Origin of the sequence: Hydrocarboniphaga sp., assembly GCF_028291725.1 — a bacterium.
Classification (GTDB): domain Bacteria; phylum Pseudomonadota; class Gammaproteobacteria; order Nevskiales; family Nevskiaceae; genus Hydrocarboniphaga.
The window spans coordinates 1-20,612 of sequence record NZ_JAQGNT010000069.1 but is presented as its reverse complement, the minus strand read 5'-3'; the positions used below and the strand labels follow the sequence as shown (position 1 = coordinate 20,612).

The 20,612-nt window shown below is 65.5% G+C and carries 16 protein-coding genes; 13 read left to right on the top strand and 3 right to left on the bottom strand.

The genetic code is table 11. The annotated features are described in order from the left end of the window. Positions 1-103 precede the first annotated feature (103 nt). Both pepP and JWQ90_RS19145 read right to left on the bottom strand, forming a co-directional pair. Positions 104-1,426 carry a Xaa-Pro aminopeptidase gene (gene pepP / locus JWQ90_RS19150; protein ID WP_299696616.1) on the bottom strand — a complete coding sequence of 441 codons (1,323 nt, stop codon included), beginning with the start codon at positions 1,424-1,426 and terminating at the stop codon, positions 104-106. A gap of 9 nt (positions 1,427-1,435) precedes the next feature. Then, positions 1,436-2,008 carry a UPF0149 family protein gene (locus JWQ90_RS19145; protein WP_299696615.1) on the bottom strand — a complete coding sequence of 191 codons (573 nt, stop codon included), beginning with the start codon at positions 2,006-2,008 and terminating at the stop codon, positions 1,436-1,438. A gap of 172 nt (positions 2,009-2,180) precedes the next feature. Between JWQ90_RS19145 and JWQ90_RS19140 the strand changes: the two genes are divergently transcribed. From JWQ90_RS19140 to JWQ90_RS19115, 6 genes are all read left to right on the top strand, one after another. Beyond that, positions 2,181-5,762: an amino acid permease gene (locus JWQ90_RS19140; RefSeq protein ID WP_299696614.1), complete on the top strand. Its 3,582-nt coding sequence runs from the start codon at positions 2,181-2,183 to the stop codon at positions 5,760-5,762. 86 nt (positions 5,763-5,848) lie between these two features. Then, positions 5,849-7,168: an amino-acid N-acetyltransferase gene (gene argA, locus JWQ90_RS19135; protein ID WP_299696613.1), complete on the top strand. Its 1,320-nt coding sequence runs from the start codon at positions 5,849-5,851 to the stop codon at positions 7,166-7,168. Positions 7,169-7,247: 79 nt separating this feature from the next. Next, complete coding sequence (locus JWQ90_RS19130) at positions 7,248-7,493, top strand: type II toxin-antitoxin system prevent-host-death family antitoxin (protein WP_299696612.1); 246 nt, start codon at positions 7,248-7,250, stop codon at positions 7,491-7,493. Then, positions 7,490-7,876 (top strand): type II toxin-antitoxin system VapC family toxin, encoded by a 387-nt coding sequence (locus tag JWQ90_RS19125; protein ID WP_299696611.1) that lies wholly within the window; start codon positions 7,490-7,492, stop codon positions 7,874-7,876. Before JWQ90_RS19130 ends, JWQ90_RS19125 begins: the two co-directional genes overlap by 4 nt. Next, on the top strand, positions 7,876-9,246 hold the full coding sequence (locus JWQ90_RS19120) for an adenosylmethionine--8-amino-7-oxononanoate transaminase (protein ID WP_299696610.1): 1,371 nt from the start codon (positions 7,876-7,878) through the stop codon (positions 9,244-9,246). Before JWQ90_RS19125 ends, JWQ90_RS19120 begins: the two co-directional genes overlap by 1 nt. A 13-nt stretch (positions 9,247-9,259) precedes the next feature. Next, entirely contained in the window at positions 9,260-9,985 is a 726-nt protein-coding gene (locus tag JWQ90_RS19115) for a 16S rRNA (uracil(1498)-N(3))-methyltransferase (RefSeq protein ID WP_299696609.1), read from the top strand. 115 nt (positions 9,986-10,100) lie between these two features. On the opposite strand, the gene JWQ90_RS19110 is transcribed toward JWQ90_RS19115, so the two are convergent. Beyond that, on the bottom strand, positions 10,101-12,071 hold the full coding sequence (locus JWQ90_RS19110; RefSeq protein ID WP_299696608.1) for an AsmA family protein: 1,971 nt from the start codon (positions 12,069-12,071) through the stop codon (positions 10,101-10,103). A 199-nt stretch (positions 12,072-12,270) separates the two neighbouring features. Between JWQ90_RS19110 and JWQ90_RS19105 the strand changes: the two genes are divergently transcribed. The 7 genes from JWQ90_RS19105 to JWQ90_RS19075 are packed head-to-tail and all read left to right on the top strand — an operon-like array spanning position 12,271 to position 20,381. Next, entirely contained in the window at positions 12,271-13,602 is a 1,332-nt protein-coding gene (locus JWQ90_RS19105) for a dihydroorotase (RefSeq protein WP_299696607.1), read from the top strand. Next, on the top strand, positions 13,602-15,248 hold the full coding sequence (locus tag JWQ90_RS19100) for a site-specific DNA-methyltransferase (RefSeq protein WP_299696606.1): 1,647 nt from the start codon (positions 13,602-13,604) through the stop codon (positions 15,246-15,248). The genes JWQ90_RS19105 and JWQ90_RS19100 overlap by 1 nt, the downstream gene beginning before the upstream one ends. 3 nt (positions 15,249-15,251) lie before the next feature. Then, the gene (locus tag JWQ90_RS19095) at positions 15,252-18,146 is read left to right on the top strand and encodes a DEAD/DEAH box helicase family protein (protein WP_299696605.1); all 2,895 of its coding nucleotides are present in this window, start codon (positions 15,252-15,254) and stop codon (positions 18,144-18,146) included. Further along, positions 18,146-18,478 (top strand): DUF6883 domain-containing protein, encoded by a 333-nt coding sequence (locus JWQ90_RS19090; protein ID WP_299696604.1) that lies wholly within the window; start codon positions 18,146-18,148, stop codon positions 18,476-18,478. Before JWQ90_RS19095 ends, JWQ90_RS19090 begins: the two co-directional genes overlap by 1 nt. Before the next feature lie 9 nt (positions 18,479-18,487). Next, on the top strand, positions 18,488-19,078 hold the full coding sequence (locus JWQ90_RS19085; RefSeq protein WP_299696603.1) for a DNA-3-methyladenine glycosylase I: 591 nt from the start codon (positions 18,488-18,490) through the stop codon (positions 19,076-19,078). After that, positions 19,075-19,650 carry a hypothetical protein gene (locus JWQ90_RS19080; RefSeq protein ID WP_299696602.1) on the top strand — a complete coding sequence of 192 codons (576 nt, stop codon included), beginning with the start codon at positions 19,075-19,077 and terminating at the stop codon, positions 19,648-19,650. The genes JWQ90_RS19085 and JWQ90_RS19080 overlap by 4 nt, the downstream gene beginning before the upstream one ends. Further along, positions 19,647-20,381 (top strand): M50 family metallopeptidase, encoded by a 735-nt coding sequence (locus JWQ90_RS19075; protein ID WP_299696601.1) that lies wholly within the window; start codon positions 19,647-19,649, stop codon positions 20,379-20,381. The genes JWQ90_RS19080 and JWQ90_RS19075 overlap by 4 nt, the downstream gene beginning before the upstream one ends. Positions 20,382-20,612: the final 231 nt, after the last annotated feature.

The window sequence follows — 20,612 nt, the reverse complement described above, 5'->3', positions numbered from 1 at the left end:
GCGGGTCGCGACCCGCCGCTGTTCTGGAGCCGAAAACGGCGGGTCACGACCCGCCCTACGGTCCCTACGGTCCTATCAATGCGGCGGGTCGCAGTAGCGGCCATCAGGCCGCCGCGATCAGCGACTCGATGTCCTTGACGCTCTTGGGCACGCCCGAGGTCAGCACTTCGGGGCCGTTTTCGGTGATCAGCACGTCGTCCTCGATGCGAATGCCGATGCCCCAGAATTGCTCGTCGATGTCGGGCGTGCCGGGCGCGATATAAAGGCCGGGTTCGACCGTCATGATCATGCCGGGCTCGAACTTGCGGTACTTGCCGCCGAGCTTGTAGCGGCCGACGTCGTGCACGTCCATGCCCAGCCAGTGGCCGGTGCCGTGCATGTAGAACTGGCGGTATTTTTCCTGCGCGATCAGCTCGTCGACCTTGCCTTTGAGCAGGCCGATGTCGACCATGCCTTCGGTCAATATCCTGATCGCGACTTCGTGCGGCTTGCCGGCCGAGGCGCCCGCCTTGAGCGTCTTGATCGCGAGCTTGTTGGCCTCGAGCACGATTTCGTAAACCGCTTTCTGCGCAGCGCTGAACTTGCCGTTGACCGGGAAGGTGCGGGTGATGTCGGCGGTGTAGCCCTGAAGCTCGCCGCCGGCGTCGATCAGCAGCAGGTCGCCGTCGCGCAGCGGCATGTTGTTTTCGGTGTAGTGCAGGATGCAGGCGTTGTCGCCGCCGCCCACGATACTGCCGTAGCCCGGCTGCATGTTCTCGCGCTCGAACTCGCTCTGGATCTCGGCCATGACCTGCCATTCATAACGGCCGGGGCGCGCCATCTGCATCGCGCGGACGTGAGCGCGCGCCGACACTTCGGTTGCCTTGCGCATCAGCGCGATCTCGGCCTTGCTCTTGAGCAGGCGCATCTCGTGCAGCGTGGTCTCCAGCGCGGTGAACGTGGTCGGCGCGGCTGCGCCGCGGCGCGAGACTTCGCGCAGGTAGCGCACCACGCCGGTGATCTTGCCGTCCAGTTCCGGATATTCACCGAGCGTGTAGTGCACGGCTTCGCGGCCCATCAGCAGCTTCGGCAGCTCGCGTTCCAACTCGTCGATATTGAAAGCCTGGTCGGCGCCGTAGCGTTCGACCGCACCTTCGGGGCCTGCACGGCGGCCGTGCCAGATCTCGCTGTCCTTGTCGCGGCGGCGCGTGAACAACACGAACTCGCCCTCCTTGCGGCCCGGCGCGATCACCGCGATCGCATCGGGCTCCGGGAAACCGCTCAGGTACTGGAAATCGCTGTTCTGGCGAAACCGGAAATGGGTGTCGCGGGCGCGCACCACTTCGCTGGACGCGGGGATGATCGCGACCGCGTCGGCACCGATGCGGCGCATCAGCTCCTTGCGGCGGCGGGCGTGTTCGCGGACTTCCTGGGTGCTGAGCGTCATCGTATGCGCCTAATGAAGCGTCGGATGATCGGGATCATCAGCCGAGCGATGCGTATTGGGGTTGAGTTCCAGAAATACCAGCTGCGCGCCGACGCGGATGTATTCGACCAGCTCGGCGTAGGCGTTCTCCTCGATCTCTTCGTTGTCGCCGGCCTCCAGCCCGGCCTGGGTGAACTGCGCAAGATCGTGGACGATTTCGCGCAGCTCTTCCGAACAGGCGGCGAGATCGATCTTCTTGCGGCTCGACAGCCCGTACAGGAAGCCCTGGCACCACAGCGTCAACGCCTGCACGCGCGATGCCAGGGGCACTTCGTCGCCGGGCAGCAGCGGCGCAAAGTTCATTTCCGACGAGGTCAGCGCCTTCAGCGTCTTGGCGCCGAGGCGCTTGAGCAAGTCTTCGGCCTGGGCGTCGGGGCGGTATTCGTCGAGATCGGCGTCGATCAGGTCGACCGGGTTGAACTCGGCCGCATCCTGCACACATAGCGCGCCGCACAGCGTGCCGTGATATTCCGAAGCCTCTTCGGGAGAGCCGAGCTGCTCGAGTGCCTCGGCCAGATCGGAGTAAGGGAGTATGGGTTCCATCGGCCGATTATAGGACGGTCCCGGATCGGACCCGGAACACCGGCGCACCGCAACATTCGTCGCATGGATTGCGCCGCATAACCTCTCGGCCAGCTTTGTGGCGCGGGATGTGATATTCCGGCTCACCGCGCGCCTCACCGTAGCCCACCCTGCACCGCGGACGGAGCGCTGCTTGAACCTAGCCCTGACGCCGGATGCGCCACCACGCCCTCACCCGAGAACCCTCGGCTGGTACGGCACGACGGCGCTGGCGATGGGCGGCAGCAACCAGAGCCTGTTCATCATGGCCGCGATGTTCGCCGGCCAGGGCGAAATCAGCGGCCAGGGCAGCGCCGCGGTACCGCTGCTGATCGCCGGTCTGCTGCTGGCCTGGGCTGCCGCGCCGGGCTGGACCGAGCTGATCCTGATGTTTCCCAACCGGGTCGGCGGCATCTCGGCCAGCTGTGCCGAAGCGTTCCGCCCGTACTCGCCGGTGCTCGCCAACCTGACCGGCGTCTGCTACTGGTGGGGCTGGATCCCGACCTGCGGCCTGACCGCGATCCTGTCGGCCTCGGCGGTGCATCACTGGTACCTGCCGGGCATCCCGATCACGGTGATGGCGGTCGGCCTGGTGCTGCTGTTCACCGGCGTCAATCTGTGTGGCGTCAAATGGGTCGGCCGGCTTGCGGTGCCGATCGCAACGACCTCGGCGGCGATGGCCTTCCTGTCGGGCCTGGCGCCGATCCTGGCCGGCGAGGTCGACTGGCGCCAAGCCCTGCACTTCGAGCTGACGGTGCCGTTTCCCGGCTGGTTCGGCGAGCTGACCAGCCTGATGGCCGGCCTCTACCTGGTCGGCTTCGCGGCGCCGGCTTTCGAGGCCGCCGCCTGCCACGTCGGCGAGACCATCGACCCGAACCGCAACGTACCGCGCGCAATGTTCGCCAGCGGCATGCTGGCCACGCTGTATTTCGTGGTGCTGCCGGTGGTGTGGCTCGGCGTACTCGGGCCGGAGCCGCTGGGCCGGGACCTGGCGCTGGTGCTCGGGCCGACGTTCGCCCCGATCTTCGGCAACGCCGGCAAGGCCGCGGCGATCTGGTTCATGGTGTTCAGCATGTTCTCGGGCACGATGCAGCCGCTGGCCGGGGCTTCGCGCACCTTGATGCAGCTGTCCGAGGACGGCCTGCTGCCGCGCTTTCTGGCGCTGCGCTCGCGCACCGATTCGCCGTGGGCGGCGACGCTGCTGACCGCCGGCATGGCAATTCTGTTTTTACTGATCGGCGACCCGATCTGGCTGATCGCCGCCGCCAACTTCACCTACCTGATCGGCATTTCGCTGCCGAGCGTCGCGGTCTGGCTGCTGCGCAAGGATTCGCCGGCCGCGCTGCGCCCTTATCGCGCGCCGAACTACGCGATCCAGCTGGGCCTGATCGCGGCGATGGTCTGGGCGGTTTCGGCGCTGCTGGGCTTCGAGCAGTTCGGCCTGCCGACCGTGGTGGTGGGCGTGGTCTTCGCGTATGCCGGATCGGCGCTGTACGCCTGGCGGACCATCTCGGACCGGCGCCTCGCCGGCCTGCCCGGGCTGCAGTTCGCGCTGCAGTTCAAGCTCACCGGCGCGATGCTGATGGTGCTGGTGCTCGACGGCGCCGGCTACCTGCTGGCGGTGAGCAATATCCCGCACCAGGAATCGGCGCTGCTGACCGCGCTGGCCGACATCTTCGTCGCGGTGGCGATGCTGTCGATCACCGTCGCGCTGGTACTGCCCGGCATGGTCGCGCACTCGGCCAAGGAGCTGTCGAATGCGGCACGGCATCTGGCCGCCGGCACCATGGCCGAGTTCTCGCGCGCGATGGCCGCGCTCGGCCGCGGCGACATCGACGCCGCGCATGTGCGCTTCGATGTAGCGCCGGTGCGCATCCATTCGCGCGACGAGGTCGGCGAGATGGCGGCGAGCTTCAATCTGCTGCAAGGCGAGATCGGCAACGCCGCGGTCGGCCTGGGCTACGCGCGCGAAGGCCTGCGCCAGGCGCGCAGCCAGCTGACCGACGCCAATACCAGCCTGGAACTGCGCGTCGCCGAGCTGCACGAAGCCGAAGAAAAACTCAGCGGCATCCTGGAATCGATCGACAACATCGTCTGGTCGGCGAGCGCCGACAGCCGCGAACTGCTGTACGTCAATCCGGCGATCGAGCGCACCCACGGACGGCCGATCAAGGATTTCATCAAAGACCCCAAACTCTGGTTCGATTCGGTGCATCCCGATGACCGGCCGCGCATCAGTCAGGAGCTGGCCGAGCTGATCGATCGCGGCGCCACCACGCTGCAATACCGCATCACGCGGCCCGACGGCGAAGTGCGCTGGCTGGAGGATCGCGTGCACGTGGTGCGCAGCGAGCACGGCCAGCCGCTGCGTCTCGACGGTGTCGCCACCGACATCACCGACCGCCGGATCTACGAAGAGCGGCTCGACTTTCTGGCCAACCATGATGTGCTGACCGGCCTGCCGAACCGCAACCTGCTCAATGACCGGCTGTCGCAGGCCCTGGCGCTGGCCTACCGCACCGGCCGCCAGGTCGCAGTGCTGTTTCTGGACCTGGACCAGTTCAAATACGTCAACGATCACTACGGCCACACCGCCGGCGACGAACTGCTGCGCTCGGTGACCGCGCGCCTGGCCAGCGAGCTGCGCGAAGGCGACACCCTGGCGCGGCTCGGCGGCGACGAGTTCGTGGTCATGCTCTGGGACGTGCTCGACCCGTCCGCGGCACTGGCGACCGCGCGGAAACTGCTGGACGCGTTGTCGCGGCCGATGCCGATCGACGGGCGCAAGCTGCAGATCAGCGCCAGCATCGGCGTCAGCCTGTACCCGCAGGACGGCGACAGCGCCGAACTGCTGCTGCAGCACGCCGATGCCGCGATGTACCGGGTCAAGCACCTGGGCCGCAACGGCGTGCAGTTCTACACGCGCGAGATGAGCGAGCAGACCGCCGAACGCGTGCTGCTGGAGGCGGAGTTGCGCAGCGCGCTGGAGCGCCGGCAGTTCGTCGTGCACTACCAGCCGCAGGTGTCACTGACCGACGGCCGAGTCATCGGCTTCGAGGCGCTGATCCGCTGGCCGCATCCCGAACTCGGCGATATCTCGCCGACGCGGTTCATCCCGATCGCCGAGGACACCGGCCTGATCCACGCCATCGGCGAATGGGTGTTGCGCAGCGCCTGCGCGCAACTCAAGCGCTGGCACGACGCCGGCCACGATCAGCTGACGGTCGCGGTCAACATGTCGGCGCGGCAGATCAACCAGAACGACATTCCGGCGCTGGTGCGCGCGGTGCTGCTGGAAACCGGCCTCGCCGCCGATCATCTGGAGCTGGAGCTGACCGAAAGCGCGCTGCTGAGCAGCGCCAGCGGTGTGATCGACAAGCTGCGGGAGCTCAAGGCCATGGGCCTGTCGCTGGCGATCGACGATTTCGGCACCGGTTATTCGAGCCTGGGTTATCTGAAGCGCTACCCGATCGACATCATCAAGATCGATCGCTCCTTCACCATCGACGTCAACAGCAACAGCGAGGCGGCGTCGATCGCCGGCGCGATCATCGCGATGGCGAAGTCGCTGGGCATGAAAACCGTGACCGAGGGCCTGGAAACCGGCGAGCAGCTGCGGTTCTTCCGCACGCTGGGCTGCGACGCGATGCAGGGCCACTACTTCGCGCCGGCGCTGCCGGCGCAGGAGATCGACCGCTGCTTGCGGGAGGGATTCAAGGTCGAGTTGCCGCTATAGGCTCGGGGCGGTCGGGGCGCAAGCCCCTACTACGGAACCTTTGCAGGAGGGGCGTCAGCCCCGATCCACAACCTATAATCGCGGCCATGAGCTCGGACTTCGTCGCCTCGCTGCGTTCGGCAGCCCCCTATGTACACGCGCACAACCAGCGCGTGTTCGTGCTCGCGTTCGGCGGGGAGGCCGCGGAGCGGCCGGATTTCGACAAGCTGATCTACGACGTCGCCCTGCTGCAGAGCCTGGGCGTGAAGCTGGTGCTGGTGCACGGCTCGCGGCCACAGATCGATCGCCAGCTGGCGCAGGCCGGGCTTGCGCCGCGCTTCGAGAACGGCCTGCGCGTCACCGACCGCGCCGCGCTTGAATGCGTCAAATCCGCGGTCGGCAGCCTGCGCCTGGAGATCGAGGCGCGGCTGTCGACCTCGCTGGCGAGCACGCCGATGGGCGGCGCGCGAGTGCGCGTCGCCGGCGGCAACTGGGTCACTGCGCAGCCGGTCGGCGTGCGCGACGGCGTCGACTACCAGCACACCGGCGAAATCCGCCGCATCGACGCCGACGCGATCGTGCGCGAACTCGACGAGGGCCGCATCGCGCTGGTGTCGCCGGTGGGCTATTCGCCGACCGGCGAGATCTTCAACCTGCGTTCCGAATACGTCGCCAGCGCGGTCGCCAGCGCGATAAAGGCCGACAAGCTGATCTTCATGACCGGCAGCGATCCGGACGGGTGGAAGCTCGCCGACGCCACCGGCGATGCCGGCCAGCTGTCGCTGGCCGAAGGCGAGCGCCTGCTCAGCGAGGATGGCATCGACGCGGCCGATCGCGGCTACCTGGAAGCGGCGCTGGCGGCCGCGCGCAGCGGCGTGCGCCGCGTGCACCTGCTCGGCGCGCAGACCGAGGGCGCACTGCTGCGCGAACTGTACACGCGTGACGGGGTCGGCCTGATGCTGTACTCCGACGCCGGCTACGACGATGCAATCCGCGCCGCGACGATCGACGACGTCGGCGGCGTGCTGGCGCTGATCAAGCCGCTGGAGGAAACCGGCGTGCTGGTGCCGCGTTCGCGCGAACAGCTGGAACTCGAGATCGGCCAGTTCTACGTGATGTCGCGCGACGGTCTGGTCATCGCCTGCGCGGCGCTGATCACGTTCCCGGATAGCCGCATGGGCGAGTTCGCCTGCGTCGCGGTGCACGCCGAATACCGCAGCGGCGGCCGCGCCGAACTGCTGCTGGCGCGGGTCGAGGCCGAGGCGCAAAAGCTCGGCCTGAGCTCGCTGTTCGCGCTGACCACGCATACGCCGCACTGGTTCATCGAGCACGGCTTCGTTGCCGGCGCGGTCGAGGATCTGCCGGACGAGCGCCAGCGCTTCTATAACTGGCGGCGCAATTCGCTGGTGCTGATCAAGGCGCTGTAGCCCGAGAGGCTACGGCAGCGGGTTTGTCACGCCCTGGTTACTAAACTAAGCTTCATAAACTAAGTTCATCAAGACCAGCATGCGCACAGTCAATATTCATGAAGCCAAGACTCATCTCTCCCGGCTCGTCGACAAAGCAGCCGGCGGGGAGCCGTTCGTCATCGCCAAAGCCGGCAAACCGCTGGTCAAGGTCATGGCGCTGGATGCGGCAGCCCCGTCACCGTCGCGTCGTCTGGGCTTCATGGCCGGTGAAGTTGAGGCGCCCGAAGATTTCGATCGCATGGGGCAGGCTCGTATCGAGGAGTTGTTTGGTATCGCCTCGTGATCCTGCTGCTGGACACGCATCTGCTTCTATGGGCGGCCGGCCAGCCGGAAAAACTGCCGGCCGCAGCCCGCAGTCTGCTCGAAGACGCGCATAACGAGTTGCTTTTCAGCCCGGCCAGCTTCTGGGAAATCGTGATCAAGCGCGGCCTGGACCGGGACGATTTCCGCATCGAGCCGCGCCGGCTGCGGCGAGGTCTGCTGGACAACGGCTACCGCGAACTGGCGGTTACCAGCGAACATGCCATTGCGGTTGAGCGGCTGCCGCCGCTGCACAAAGACCCCTTCGATCGAATGCTGCTCGCCCAGGCCGAGGTCGAGGGCATTACCCTGCTGACTTCCGACAAATTACTGGCTTCCTATCCCGGCCCGGTGCTCAAAGTCTGATGACCCCTGCTTCCGACTGGGCCGCCCGCTCCCTCGCCAGCGTCTGGCATCCCTGCACGCAGATGAAGGATCACGAGTGGCTGCCGATGGTGCCGATCGCCTCGGCCGAAGGCGTGTGGCTGACCGACACCGACGGCAAACGCTATCTGGATGCGGTCAGCTCCTGGTGGACCAATCTGTTCGGTCATCGCCATCCGCTGATCGTGCAGCGGCTAAAGGAGCAGCTCGACACGCTGGACCATGTGATGTTCGCCGGCTTCACGCATGAGCCGGCCGTCAAGCTCGCCGAGAAGCTGTGCGAGCTAACCCAGCTCGACCGCTGCTTCTACGCCGACAACGGCAGCAGCGCGGTCGAAGTCGCACTGAAGATGAGCGCGCACTACTGGCGCAACACGGGGCAGCCTTCGAGGACGCGCTTCATCGCGCTCAGCAACGGCTACCACGGCGAAACCCTGGGCGCGCTGGCGGTCGGCGGCACCGGCCTGTACCGCGATGCCTATGCGCCGATGCTGATGCAGCCGGTGTTCGTGCAGTCACCCGACTGCTTCGAGCGCTCGCCCGGTACCAGCTGGGAAGATCACTCGCGGCGCACGTTCGCGCACATGGAGTTCGCGCTGGAGCAGCATGCACACGAAACCGCGGCGGTGATCGTCGAGCCACTGGTGCAGTGCGCCGGCGGCATGCGCATGTATCACCCGATCTATTTGACGATGCTGCGCGAGGCCTGCACGCGCCACGGCGTGCATCTGATCGTCGACGAGATCGCGACCGGCTTCGGCCGCACCGGCCTGCTCTGGGCTAGTGACTGGGCCAAGATCAGCCGCGCATCGGCGCAGCCGATCAGAGGCGACTTCATGTGCCTGAGCAAAGGCCTGACCGGCGGTACGCTGCCGCTGGCAGCGGTGATGACCACGCACAAGATCTATGAAGCGTTCTACGACGATTACGGCTCGTACAAGGCCTTTCTGCATTCGCACAGCTACACCGGCAACCCGCTGGCCTGCGCCGCCGCGCTGGCGACCCTCGAGATTCTCGAAAGCGAGAACTGGCTGGCGCGCAATCGCGAAGTCGGCCATCTGATGTGGATGCGCATGAGCGAGCTGCTGAGCCATCCGCATGTCGCCGAAGTGCGCCAGCAGGGCATGATTCTGGCGGTCGAGCTGATGAAAAACCCGAACAAGAAGATCGCGTATCCGGCGTCGGAACGCCGCGGCCTGCGCGTCTACCAGCACGCGCTGACCAAGGGCGTGCTGCTGCGGCCGCTAGGCAATGTCGTCTACCTGATGCCGCCGTACGTGATCGAAAGCAAGGAGGTCGAGCTGATGACGCGGACCGCGATCGAAGGCATCCACCTGGCGACGCGGGACTGATGGCGACGCGGCCGTGACACGGCTGTATGTCGACGCCGATCTCGCGGTCGGCCAGACGCTGGCGCTGCCCGAGGATGCGTTCCGGCACTGGGTGCAGGTACTGCGCGCGCGTGTCGGGGACAGCGTGGTGCTGTTCAACGGCCGCGGCGGTGAATATCTGGCGCGCTTGCAGGAACTGAACCGGCGCGATGCGAGCGTCGTGATCGAGCGCCATGTCGAAGTCGATCGCGAATCGGCGCTGCAGCTGATGCTGGCGCAGGCCGTGTCCAAAGGAGATCGCATGGATTACACGCTGCAGAAGGCGGTCGAGCTGGGCGTGTCGGTGATCCAGCCGCTGGTCAGCGAGCGCAGCGTGGTCAAGCTCGACGCCGAGCGCTGGGACAAGAAGATCGAGCACTGGCAGGGCGTCGTGATAGCCGCCTGCGAGCAAAGCGGACGCACGCGCCTGCCGCGGCTGCTGCCGGTGCTGAAACTGCAGGCCTGGCTGGATCAGCCGCTGGATGTCGGTATCAAGCTGACGCTGGCACCGACCGCGAAAGCGGCGCTGCGCGAGCTGCCACGGCAAACCTCGGCCTGCCTGCTGATCGGGCCTGAGGGCGGCCTCAGCGACGCTGAAATCGCCGTCTCCGAAATCCGCGGATTCAGTCCGGTGCGGCTCGGCCCGCGCGTGCTGCGCACCGAAACCGCCGGCGTGGCCGCGCTCTCGGCCCTGCAGGCGCTGTGGGGCGACCTGGGCTGAGAGGCTGGCAGCTGGCGCGGACCGCGTTTTAGCAGCCGCTTTCTTACGCAACTGTAGGAGCGGTCCTTGTCCCCGATTTTGTCGGTGCAGCCTCAATCGCGGTCAAGGACCGCTCCTACAGAGGCTGTTTGGCCTTCTTCAGCGCCTGCTCGGCCTGCGGGTCCTGCAGACCGTGGATCAGCGCGACGCAGTCGTTGTCTTCGCCCAGGCCGAGCTGGATCGTCGGGATCAGCGCCGCCAGCGGTGTCAGCAGCGTGCCCAGGATCGCGGCGGCACCGCCGCGCAGCGCGAGCGCGCCCGGGTCGGGCAGGATGCTCGGCGAGCGCAGATTGCCCTTGATGTTGATCGGCGCGCCGAGCCGGCCGATGTTGAGCCGCTTGGGCTCGGTCTTGATCTGGTAGTCGATTTTTTCCTGGCGCAGATCGACAGAGCCGTGGCCGATGATATTCGCCTCGCTGGTGTCGGCCAGCAGGGTGCGCGTATCGACCTGGCCGTCCTTCAGATCGAAGTCGGCCACCATGCAGCGCAGGTCGGCGCGGCGCGGCAGGCCCAGCGCGGAGATCAGCGAATTGCCCAGGTCCAGGCCCGCCAGGTTCACCAGCAGCGCACTGATATCGCCGCCGGTCATGAACAACTTCAGATCGCCGTTGCCGGCGCCGAGCATGTCGGCCAGCGAATTGCCGTGCGTGTCGAGCCTGGCGCTGCCGCCGATCGTGCCGGCGCCGTGGAACGCCGACATCTTCTGCATGATCCGGCCGAAATCGAGCTTGCGGAAATCGACGTCCGCCACGGTGTGGATCAGATCCTGGCGGCCGTCGAGCTCGATGTTCGCGGCGATGCTGCCGCTGCCGACGCCGAGCTTCAGCGGCTTGACGCTGATCAAGCCGTCTTCCAGCAGCAGGTGAGCTTCGAGATCGTCGACCGGCGTGTTCTCGCTTTCGATCTTCGCGACCTTGTAAGTCACGTCCAGATCGGCGGCGCGGATGCGCGGCAGCGCGATCGGCTTGTCCGGCAGCAGTTTGCCGCTGGCTTGCTGCTTTTTACGCTGCGCGTCCTGGGCAGCACTGTCGTTGGGCGCGTCGGCTGCACCCGGCGTGCCGCCAACGAGGCCGGCCAGATCGCTCCACACCACCTTGTTCGAGTGCGCATCAATGATGATCTTGCGGCGCCGATCGCCGGCCGGCGCCACGCTGGCGTTACCGGCGATATCGCTCTGGCCGTAAGTGCCGCTGAAATCCTTGAAGCGGAAGCGGCCGTCGGCGTAGTCGAACATGCCGCCGATGCGGTACGGCGGCGACGGCGGCAGCGGCACGCCGGTCAGCGGGAACAGGTCGGCGAGATTGTTGCCGCGCAGATCCAGCTTCAGATCGGCGCCGCCGAAGCTCAGCGGCTCGATCACGCTGCCGATCAGCGTGATTTCGGTATCGCCATTCTTGATCCGCAGATCGACTGGATAGGGCCGGGCCGGATCGCGCAACGTCAGCACCGAACCGCCGACGAAGCGCGCGCTGATCGGCGCGTTGGCGTAGCGGCCGTCGGCGTCGATATGCAGGTCCGGCTCGCCGCCGTCCTTGCGCTCTTCGGTGCGAATCTTGACGGTGAAATCGGCCTTGAATTCGTTCTCGACGATGCGGATGTTGCCGTCGCGTATCGTCAGCCGGCCGACGTCGACGGGCAGTGGCCCGCCGTCCTTTGGAGCGTCCTGCTTCGTCAACGCATCGAACAGATAGTTGGGCTTGCCTGAAGGCCCCGGCCCCAGATCGCCCAGCGGCTTGTCGATCTCGATCTCGTCCAGATGCAGCCGCCCTTTGAACCAGGCCCAGGGATCGGCGCGGATCGCCAGCCGCTCGACGCTGCCGAGCTTGCTGCCGGCCGGGAACTCTTCGGGATTGGCGATGGCGATGCCGTCGGCGATCAGGCGCGGATGCCAGCCGATGTCGACGTCGAAATGCTCCAGCGTGACCGGCCGGCCCAGCGCGCTCGAGGCCTGGCGCTCGACCAGCGGGCGCAGCCAGTTCCAGTCCCACAGCACGATCAGCAGCAGGATCAGCAGTGCGATCACCGCCAGGCGTGCTGGTCTGCTCATGTCGATTCATCCTTGTGTTGGTAGGTTGGCGGTGAGCGCAGCGAACCCCAACGGGGCGTTGAACGATGTTGGGGTTCGCTGCGCTCACCCCAACCTACACGCCGATGCTCACCCGCCCGGCTGACGCCCCGCTGACCCGCTTGGCCTCGGCGCCCGGTCGGGGGCAAGATGGCGGCCTCCGAAACTGGTCGAGAACGCCGTGCTGATCACCAATGCCCGCATCGTCAACGAAGGCCGCGAATTCCACGGTGACGTGCTGGTGCGCAATGGCCGCATCGACAAGATCGCGTCCAGTATCAGCGGCGCGCCGGGCATCGTCGTCGATGCCAAGGGCAAGCTGCTGATCCCGGGCATGATCGACGACCAGGTGCACTTCCGCGAACCCGGCCTGACCCACAAGGGCGACCTGGTCACCGAGACCTCGGCGGCGGCGGCCGGCGGCGTCACCAGCGTGATGGAGATGCCCAACACCAACCCGACGACGACGACGCGCGAGCGGCTCGCCGAGAAGTACGCGCTGGCCGTGGGCCGCGCGCGCACCAACTATGCGTTCTATTTCGGCGCCGCCAACGACAACGCTGACGAGATCGCCAGAGTCGAGCCGGGCGAATCCTGCGCGGTCAAGATATTCATGGGTGCCTCGACCGGCAATATGCTGGTCGACGACCCGAAGACCCTGGAGCGGATCTTCGCCAACGCGCAGATCCCGGTGGTCACGCACTGCGAAGACACGCCGACGATCAAGCGCAACGAAGAGGTCGCGCGCGCGCGCTGGGGCGATGCGATCCCGGCCTCGGAACACCCGAGCATCCGCTCGGAACAGGCCTGCTGGCTGTCGACGAAACTCGCGGTCGGCCTGGCGAAGCAACACGGCACCAGCCTGCATGTACTGCACCTGACGACCGCGCGCGAGCTGGAGTTCTTCACGCCCGGCCCGGTGCTCGGCAAGCAGATCACGGTCGAGGTCTGCGTGCATCATCTGTTCTTCGACGAGAGCGACTACGCCACTCTGGGCACGCTGATCAAATGCAACCCGGCGATCAAGACCGCCGCCGACCGGCGTGCGCTGGTCGCCGCGGTGATGGCCGATCGCATCGACGTGATCGCCACCGATCACGCACCGCATACCGCGGACGAGAAGGCCAACCCGTCCTACTTCAAAGCACCGTCCGGCCTGCCGCTGGTGCAGCACGCGCTGCCGGCGCTGTTCGAGCTGGTGCGCCGCGGCGAGATGGATCTGCACACGCTGGTGCGCAAGACCAGCCACGCGGTCGCGCAGCGCTTCGGCGTGGTCGAGCGCGGCTTCATCCGCGAAGGCTACTGGGCCGACCTGACCTTGATCGACACCGATGCGCCGCTGCGCGTCGACAAGCAGGATCTGTACTACAAGTGCGGCTGGTCGCCGTTCGAAGGCCGGACTTTCCCGGTGCGCATCGACACCACCTGGGTCAACGGCGAGATCGCATATCGCAATGGCGAGGTCGGGCCAAAGCCGCTGGGCCGCCGCTTGAACTTTGCTCTGAAGCGCTGATGCCGACGCTCAACTGGATCGGCAAAGACGCCGTCGTACGCCACCACAAGGACGTTCCCTACCGACTGCTGGAGCCGGTGCCGGAACTGTCTTGCGCCGATCCTGCGGCCGAAGCAGGCGAGGACAGCGGCAATCTCATCGTCCAGGGCGACAACCTGCATGCGCTGAAGGCGCTGCTGCCGCGCTATGCCGGCCAGGTGAAATGCATCTATATCGACCCGCCCTACAACACCGGCAACGAAGGCTGGGCCTACAACGACAACGTTAACAGCCCCGAGATCAGGAAGTGGCTGGGCGAGGTCGTCGGCAAGGAAGGCGAAACGCTGGACCGGCACGACCGCTGGCTGTGCATGATGTATCCGCGGCTGGTGCTGCTGCGGCAGTTTCTGCGGGACGACGGCGCGATCTTCATTTCGATCGATGACAATGAAGTGGCCGCATTGCGGCTGCTGATGGATGAAGTGTTCGGGCGCGATCGGTTTGTTGCCTGCAATGTATGGCAAAAACGGTATTCACGAGAAAATCGCGGAACGATCGGCGACGTGCACGAGTACATCATGGTTTACGCGATGAACACCGAACGTTTTCAGGAAGTGAGGAATCGCGTACCGATTGATGCGAAGCAAGCTGCGGTCTACAAGAATCCGAACGGCGATCCCAAAGGGAGATGGCAGTCAATTTCGATGACAGCTCAGGGATATCGACCCAATCAGATGTACGAAATTCAATCGCCGACAGGAAAAAAGCACAAGCCTCCCGAAGGTCGTTGCTGGTCGACTGTGGAGATTGAATTTCAAAAACTAAACTCGCAGGGCCTCATCCATTTTGGCAAAAATGGCAACGGCGTCCCGCGCATTATCCGATACCTGTCTGATGTCGAAGGCTTCGTTCCCTGGACATGGTGGCCGCACGAAGAGGTTGGGCACACTGACGAAGCGCGAAAAGAGATACAAACCATCTTCGGCACCCAAACCGCATTTGATACGCCAAAGCCGACACGGCTGATCCGGCGCGTCATCCAGATCGCGACGAATCCAGGCGATCTGGTTCTGGATTCGTTCGCGGGCTCCGGAGCGACTGGCCACGCAATCCTGAAACAGAACGCCCAGGACAACGGCAATCGGCGTTTCATCCTGGTCGAGTTGGACGAAGGCATTGCGAAGCACGTAACTGCAGAGAGAATCCGTCGGGGCGCTACGGGCTATGTTGGCGCCAAAGGCGAAACGGTCAGCGGCCTTGGTGGCGGCTTCCAGTTCTGCCGCCTATCCGCAGAGCCCTTGTTCCGCGCCGACGGCTCCATCCGCGACGACGTCGGCTTCGCCCAGCTCGCCGAGTTCGTCTGGTTCGCCGAGACCGGCAGCGGCCTGAATCCGCTGCCGCCGGCCCTTTCCCGCAAACGGCCGAAAGCCGCGATGACGCCGCTGATCGGCGTTCACAAGGGCTGCGCGATCTACCTGCTCTACAACGGCATCCTCAGGGACAAGTCGGTCGATGGAGGCAACGTGCTGACAGGTCCGGTGCTGGAGCTGCTGCCCGCACACGATGGCCCGAAGGTGATCTACGCGGCCGCCTGCCGACTCGGCGCACCGCGGCTCGCTCGCGCGAACATCGTGTTCAAGCAGACGCCTTATGAGCTGGAGCTTTAGCGTATGACCAGCTTCGCGCCCAAGACCTATCAGCGCAGCGTGCTCGACAGCGTGGAGCAATACTTCCGCGCCTGCCATAACCATGCGAGCCCGGGCATGGCCTTCACGCTGACCACGGAGGCGCTGTGGGGTTCGGGATCGCCCTACCGGCCCATCAACGGCTTCCCGGCCGACATGCCTTACTTCTGCCTGCGCATCCCGACCGGCGGCGGCAAGACCTGGCTCGCGGCGCGCAGCGTGGCGCTGGTGAACACCCATCTGCTGCGTAGCGAGCACAGCCTGATTCTGTGGCTGGTGCCATCCAAGGCGATTCGCGACCAGACGCTGAAGGCGCTGCGCGACCGCGAGCACCCCTACCACGCGGCCTTGCGCGATGCCGGGCCGGTGACGGTGCTGGATCTCGACGAGGCCAAGAGCGTTACCCGCGCGACACTGGACACGTCCACCACGGTCATCGTCTGCACGCGCCAGGCCTTCCAGGTGGGTGATACCGAGATCCGCAAGGTCTACGAATCCAGCGGCGCGCTGATGCACCACTTCGACGGACTCGGCGACGTACAGCGCGCCGAACTGCTGCGTGACGACGCGGGCGTGGCGCCGTATTCGTTCGCCAACCTGTTGCGCCTGCGCCGGCCCTTCGTGGTCGTCGACGAGGCCCACAACAGCCGCACCGAGCTGTCGTTCGAGACGCTGGCGCGCTTCCGGCCCAGCGGCATCCTGGAGCTGACCGCGACACCGGATACGCAGCACACGCCGAGCAATGTGCTGCATAGCGTCTCCGCCGCCGAACTCAAGGGCGAGGAGATGATCAAGCTGCCGATCCTGCTCGAAACCGAGCCGGACTGGCAGCAGTGCCTGGCCATCGCACTCGACCGCCGGCAACGGCTGCAGGCCGCGGCCGAACTGGAGCGCCGTGCCGGCGCTCCGTACCTCCGCCCGATCGTGCTGATCCAGGCGCAGCCACGCCGGCAGAATCAGGACACGCTGCATGTGGAACGCGTGCGCGATGAGCTGATCCGCAACCAGGGCGTGACGGCGGACGAGATCGTCATCGCCACCGGCGAGGATCGCGGGCTGGAAGAAGTCGATCGGCTCTACCCGGCCGGCATCGCCGACGAACGCTGCCCGGTGAAGTACGTGATCACCCAGCAGGCGCTGGCGGAAGGCTGGGACTGCCCGTCGGCCTACATCCTGGTGAGCATGGCCGAGCTGCGATCGGCGACGTCGGTGGAACAGCTGCTGGGCCGCGTGCTGCGTCAGCCTCAGGCCAAGGCACGCGAAACCGAAGCGCTGAACCAGTCCTATGCGTTCGTGGTGTCGCGTGACTTCGGCGATACCGCCAGCAGCCTGCGTGACCGCCTGGTGGAAGGCGCCGGCTTCGAGCGCCGCGAAGTCGCCACTTTTGTTTCGGCCGGCCGGCAGGAGCAGGCACCGCTGGACTTGGACTTGCAGCGCGGCCGCGTCATCGTCAAGCCCATCACCTTCGCGCTGGCAGAAGCGCCGGCTCTGCGGGAATTGCCCAAGGCACTGCGGGACAAGCTCGATTGGAACAAGGGCGAGAGCACGCTGACGCTCAAGCAGCCTTTGAGCGACAGCGAAACGACGGCGCTGACCGCGTCTGTCACCAGCGAGATCGCACGCGCAGCGATCGTGCTGGCCTCGGAAAGCAGCCGCCGGGCCGTCGAATTCTTCCGCACACCCGCTGAAGCCGGCCTGCGGCTGCGGGTTCCGCAGATGGCAGTGCGGGTGCAGGGTGAGTTGCAGCTGTTCGACGATCCCGAGGTGCTGGACTATCCCTTCGAGCTGTCGCCTTACGACGCCGCACCCAGCGCTGGCGATCTTGCGGCTCTGGGCCTTGCCGACCAGGTCGCGTCCGGTGGACAGATCGATGTCAGCAGCGAGGGGCGGCTCGTCGTCGGCTTCATCGCCGACTTGCAACGCGATCTGTCATTCGCCTACCAGCCGGAGCATTGGGACGAGGTGCATCTGGCCACTTGGTTCTGCCGCAATCTGCCGGAAGCGTCGATCACCCATGCGTCGAAGCGGGCCTTCGTCTCCCACTGGCTGCAGGCGCTATTACAGCGCGACGGCTACGACCTGGCACGCGCCAACCGCCAGAAGTTCCTGATCCGCAACCTGCTGGAGCGGCGTATCCGCGACCTGCGTCTGGCGGCCGCCAAGCAGGCATACCAGCAATTGCTGTTCGAAGCCGACCCGGCATTGCGAGTGACCGTCGGCGGCGACTACTGGTTCGAGTTTCATCCGCAGGCCTATGCGCCCAGCCGCGACTACGACAACCGGTTCGGCGTCTATGCGTTCCGTCGTCATTACTACGGCCGCATCGGCGATTTCGATAGTCGTGAGGAATTCGAATGCGCCTGCTGGCTCGACCAGCAGGCGGAGCGGGGGCGCATCGATTTCTGGGTTCGCAACCTGGTGCGCAAGGAGGCCAGCTCGTTCTATCTGCAAAAGGCGGATGGGCGATTTTATCCGGATTTCCTGTGCCGATTGCCCAACGGCGCCGTGCTGGCCGTGGAGTACAAGGGCGCCGACCGCTGGGACAGCGCGAAAGACGACCGTTTGATCGGCGGTGTGTGGGCTGAATTGAGCGAAGGCTTGTGCCAATTCGTGATGACAACGAATCGCAACTGGGCCAGCATCGACGAAAGGCTCGGTCCTGCTTTGCCCCCCACGTCGATTCCTGCTGAACATGACCTCGTGCGGCTCGCGCGGTCGCTGCCCGATCACGGACTGCACGCAGATGAGCTCGGCACGATCGTACACATTTACGCCAATGCGGCGGCGTTCGCCGTGGAGTTCCCGCTGGAGCACGGCAGGGCAAAGGTGGTAACGCTTGAGCGTGGCGACTTTCGGCTGCCTGGCGAGGGCTTCCGTTAATGCCCGGCATCGCGCATCTGGCGCCGCTAACGGTCCAGCAGAATAAGATCGTGGGCTACCTGCTGGACCTGCATCATCCGCAGGGTGGGTCGAAAGCGCGCTTCTTCACGGCATTCGGTTTCGACCAGCAGGACTGGCCGATCTTCGCAAGCGCTCTTCAGCAGCATGGGATGACACAGCAATTGCAGAGCGAAACGCCAACCGCCTTTGGTCCTACCTACGAGGTTGCCTGCTCGATTGTCACGCCGGACGGCCGTAATCCCTGCATCATCTCAGTCTGGATTGCGGAGCCGTCCACGCATCCGCGACTGGTCACCGCCTACCCTGCCTGATGCTCGGGAATGAAAACAGAACCTGAACGCTGCCCCTGGTGCCTGGGTTCGGACGCCTACAAGCGCTACCACGACGAGGAATGGGGCGTGCCCTGCCGTGACGAGCGCAAGCTGTTCGAGTTTCTGATTCTGGAAGGCGCGCAGGCCGGCCTGTCGTGGAGCACGATCCTGGGCAAGCGCGAGCATTATCGCGAAGCTTTCGACGACTGGGACGTGACCAAAATCGCGCGCTACAGCGACGCGAAAATCGAAAAGCTGATGCTCGATCCCGGCATCGTGCGCAACCGCCTGAAGATCGAATCCACGCGCACCAACGCCAAAGCAATGCTCGCGTTCACCAAGACCGAAGGCTCGTTCTCCGATTGGCTGTGGGCGCATGTCGATAACAAGCCGCTACTCAACAGCCCGCGCGAGCGCGGCGACGTGCCGGCGAAGACCGCGCTGTCCGATGCGATCAGCAAGGCCCTGCTGAAACGCGGCTTCAAGTTCGTCGGCTCGACTATCGTCTACGCTTATTTGCAGGCGATGGGCCTGGTCAACGATCATTTCGTCGGCTGTCATCGCCATCCAGATTACTCGAAGACCCGCAAGAAGAAATGAGCATCGCCGACAAAGTCCGCGCCTGGCATGTGCCGCTATCCGAACGCGACGCGACGCTCGCCGAAGCGCACGACAAGCTCAAGGCCTTCGGCCTGAACCAGGCGGACATCCCGTTCCTGATCCAGCTGGTCGAGAACCCGAAGTACGATTTCCCCGGCATCGATCTGTTTTCCGGCGCCACCGATCTACGCGCGCATGACCAGATCCACATCCTGCTCGGCCGCGGCCTGCTGCCCAAGGACGAGGCCTTCGTGCTCGGCTTCACGATGGGCAGCACCGACGTCGTCGGGCAGATCGAGGAACGCATCTTCACGTTCTTCACCAAGTACCTTTATCCGCGTGCCTACCGCTTCAGCGACGAAGACATCCGCGTGTTCCGCGACGCGGTGCGCCTGGGCTTCATCTCCGACGTGCAGCGCCTCGACAAGGTCGACTACGAAGCGCTGCGCGGACTGAGCCTGGCTGAGGCGCGCCGGCGCATCGGGCTGGAGGAGGATCTGCTGCGCGCGTACTACGCGGTGGAAAAGAACCGCTATCCGCACAGTTTCGAGAGCCAGAGGCTGCTGGATTGAAGGCAGGCAAGCCGCGCTCGCGGGCGCGATCGGCGTCGCACGGACCGAGCCCGCTGCAGGCGCTGATCGGCGCGAGCCTGCTGACGCTGGCGCTGTACTGGGTACCGCATGCCTATCTGCTGGCTTGGCCGCTGATTCTGATCTCGACGCTGGTGCACGAGCTTGGGCATGGGCTGACCGCGCTGCTGCTCGGCGGACGCTTCGTGGCTCTGTATATCTGGCCGGATGCGTCGGGTCGCGCGCTGTACCTGGGCGATTTCGGCCGCATCCGTCACGCGCTGGTCGCGGCCGGCGGCCTGCTCGGGCCGTCGCTGCTGGCCTCGGCGCTGTTCGCGGCGGGCCGTCATCCGCAGTCGGCGAAACGCATGCTCGGTGCCACGGCGCTGGTGCTGCTGGCGGTCGAGCTGATCTGGGTGCGCAATGTGTTCGGCGCGGTGTTCGTCGGCGTGCTGATTCTGGTGCTGGGGCTGCTGGCACGCCGCGCTTCACCGCTGGTGGCGCAGATTGGTGTGGTGTTCCTGGCAGTGCAGCTGGCGCTGTCGGTGTTCTCGCGCAGCGATTACCTGTTCATGCGCACTGCGGTTACGGCTGGCGGTGTCGGGCCTTCGGACACCGGCCAGATCGCCGAGGCGCTGTATCTGCCGTACTGGTTCTGGGGCGGCTTGATTGCGCTGGCGTCGCTGTTGTTGCTGTGGCACGGGCTGCGGCGGTTTGCGGCAGCGTTGCGGTAGCCCGGGTGCAAGCCGGATTTCACCCGGGCTACGCTTGATTCCACAACTGTAGGAGCGGTCCTTGACCGCGATTGTGCCGGTAATTGCGCAATCGCGGTCAAGGACCGCTTCCATCAAACAAGAATTACGCGGCGTTTGAATTGGGCTCCTGGACGAGTCGGAATCCGTATCGAGTCGCTTTGCGTTGCAGGGCTTGGAGCTGTCGCTGTTTCCGGGTTTGTTCATAGGCGT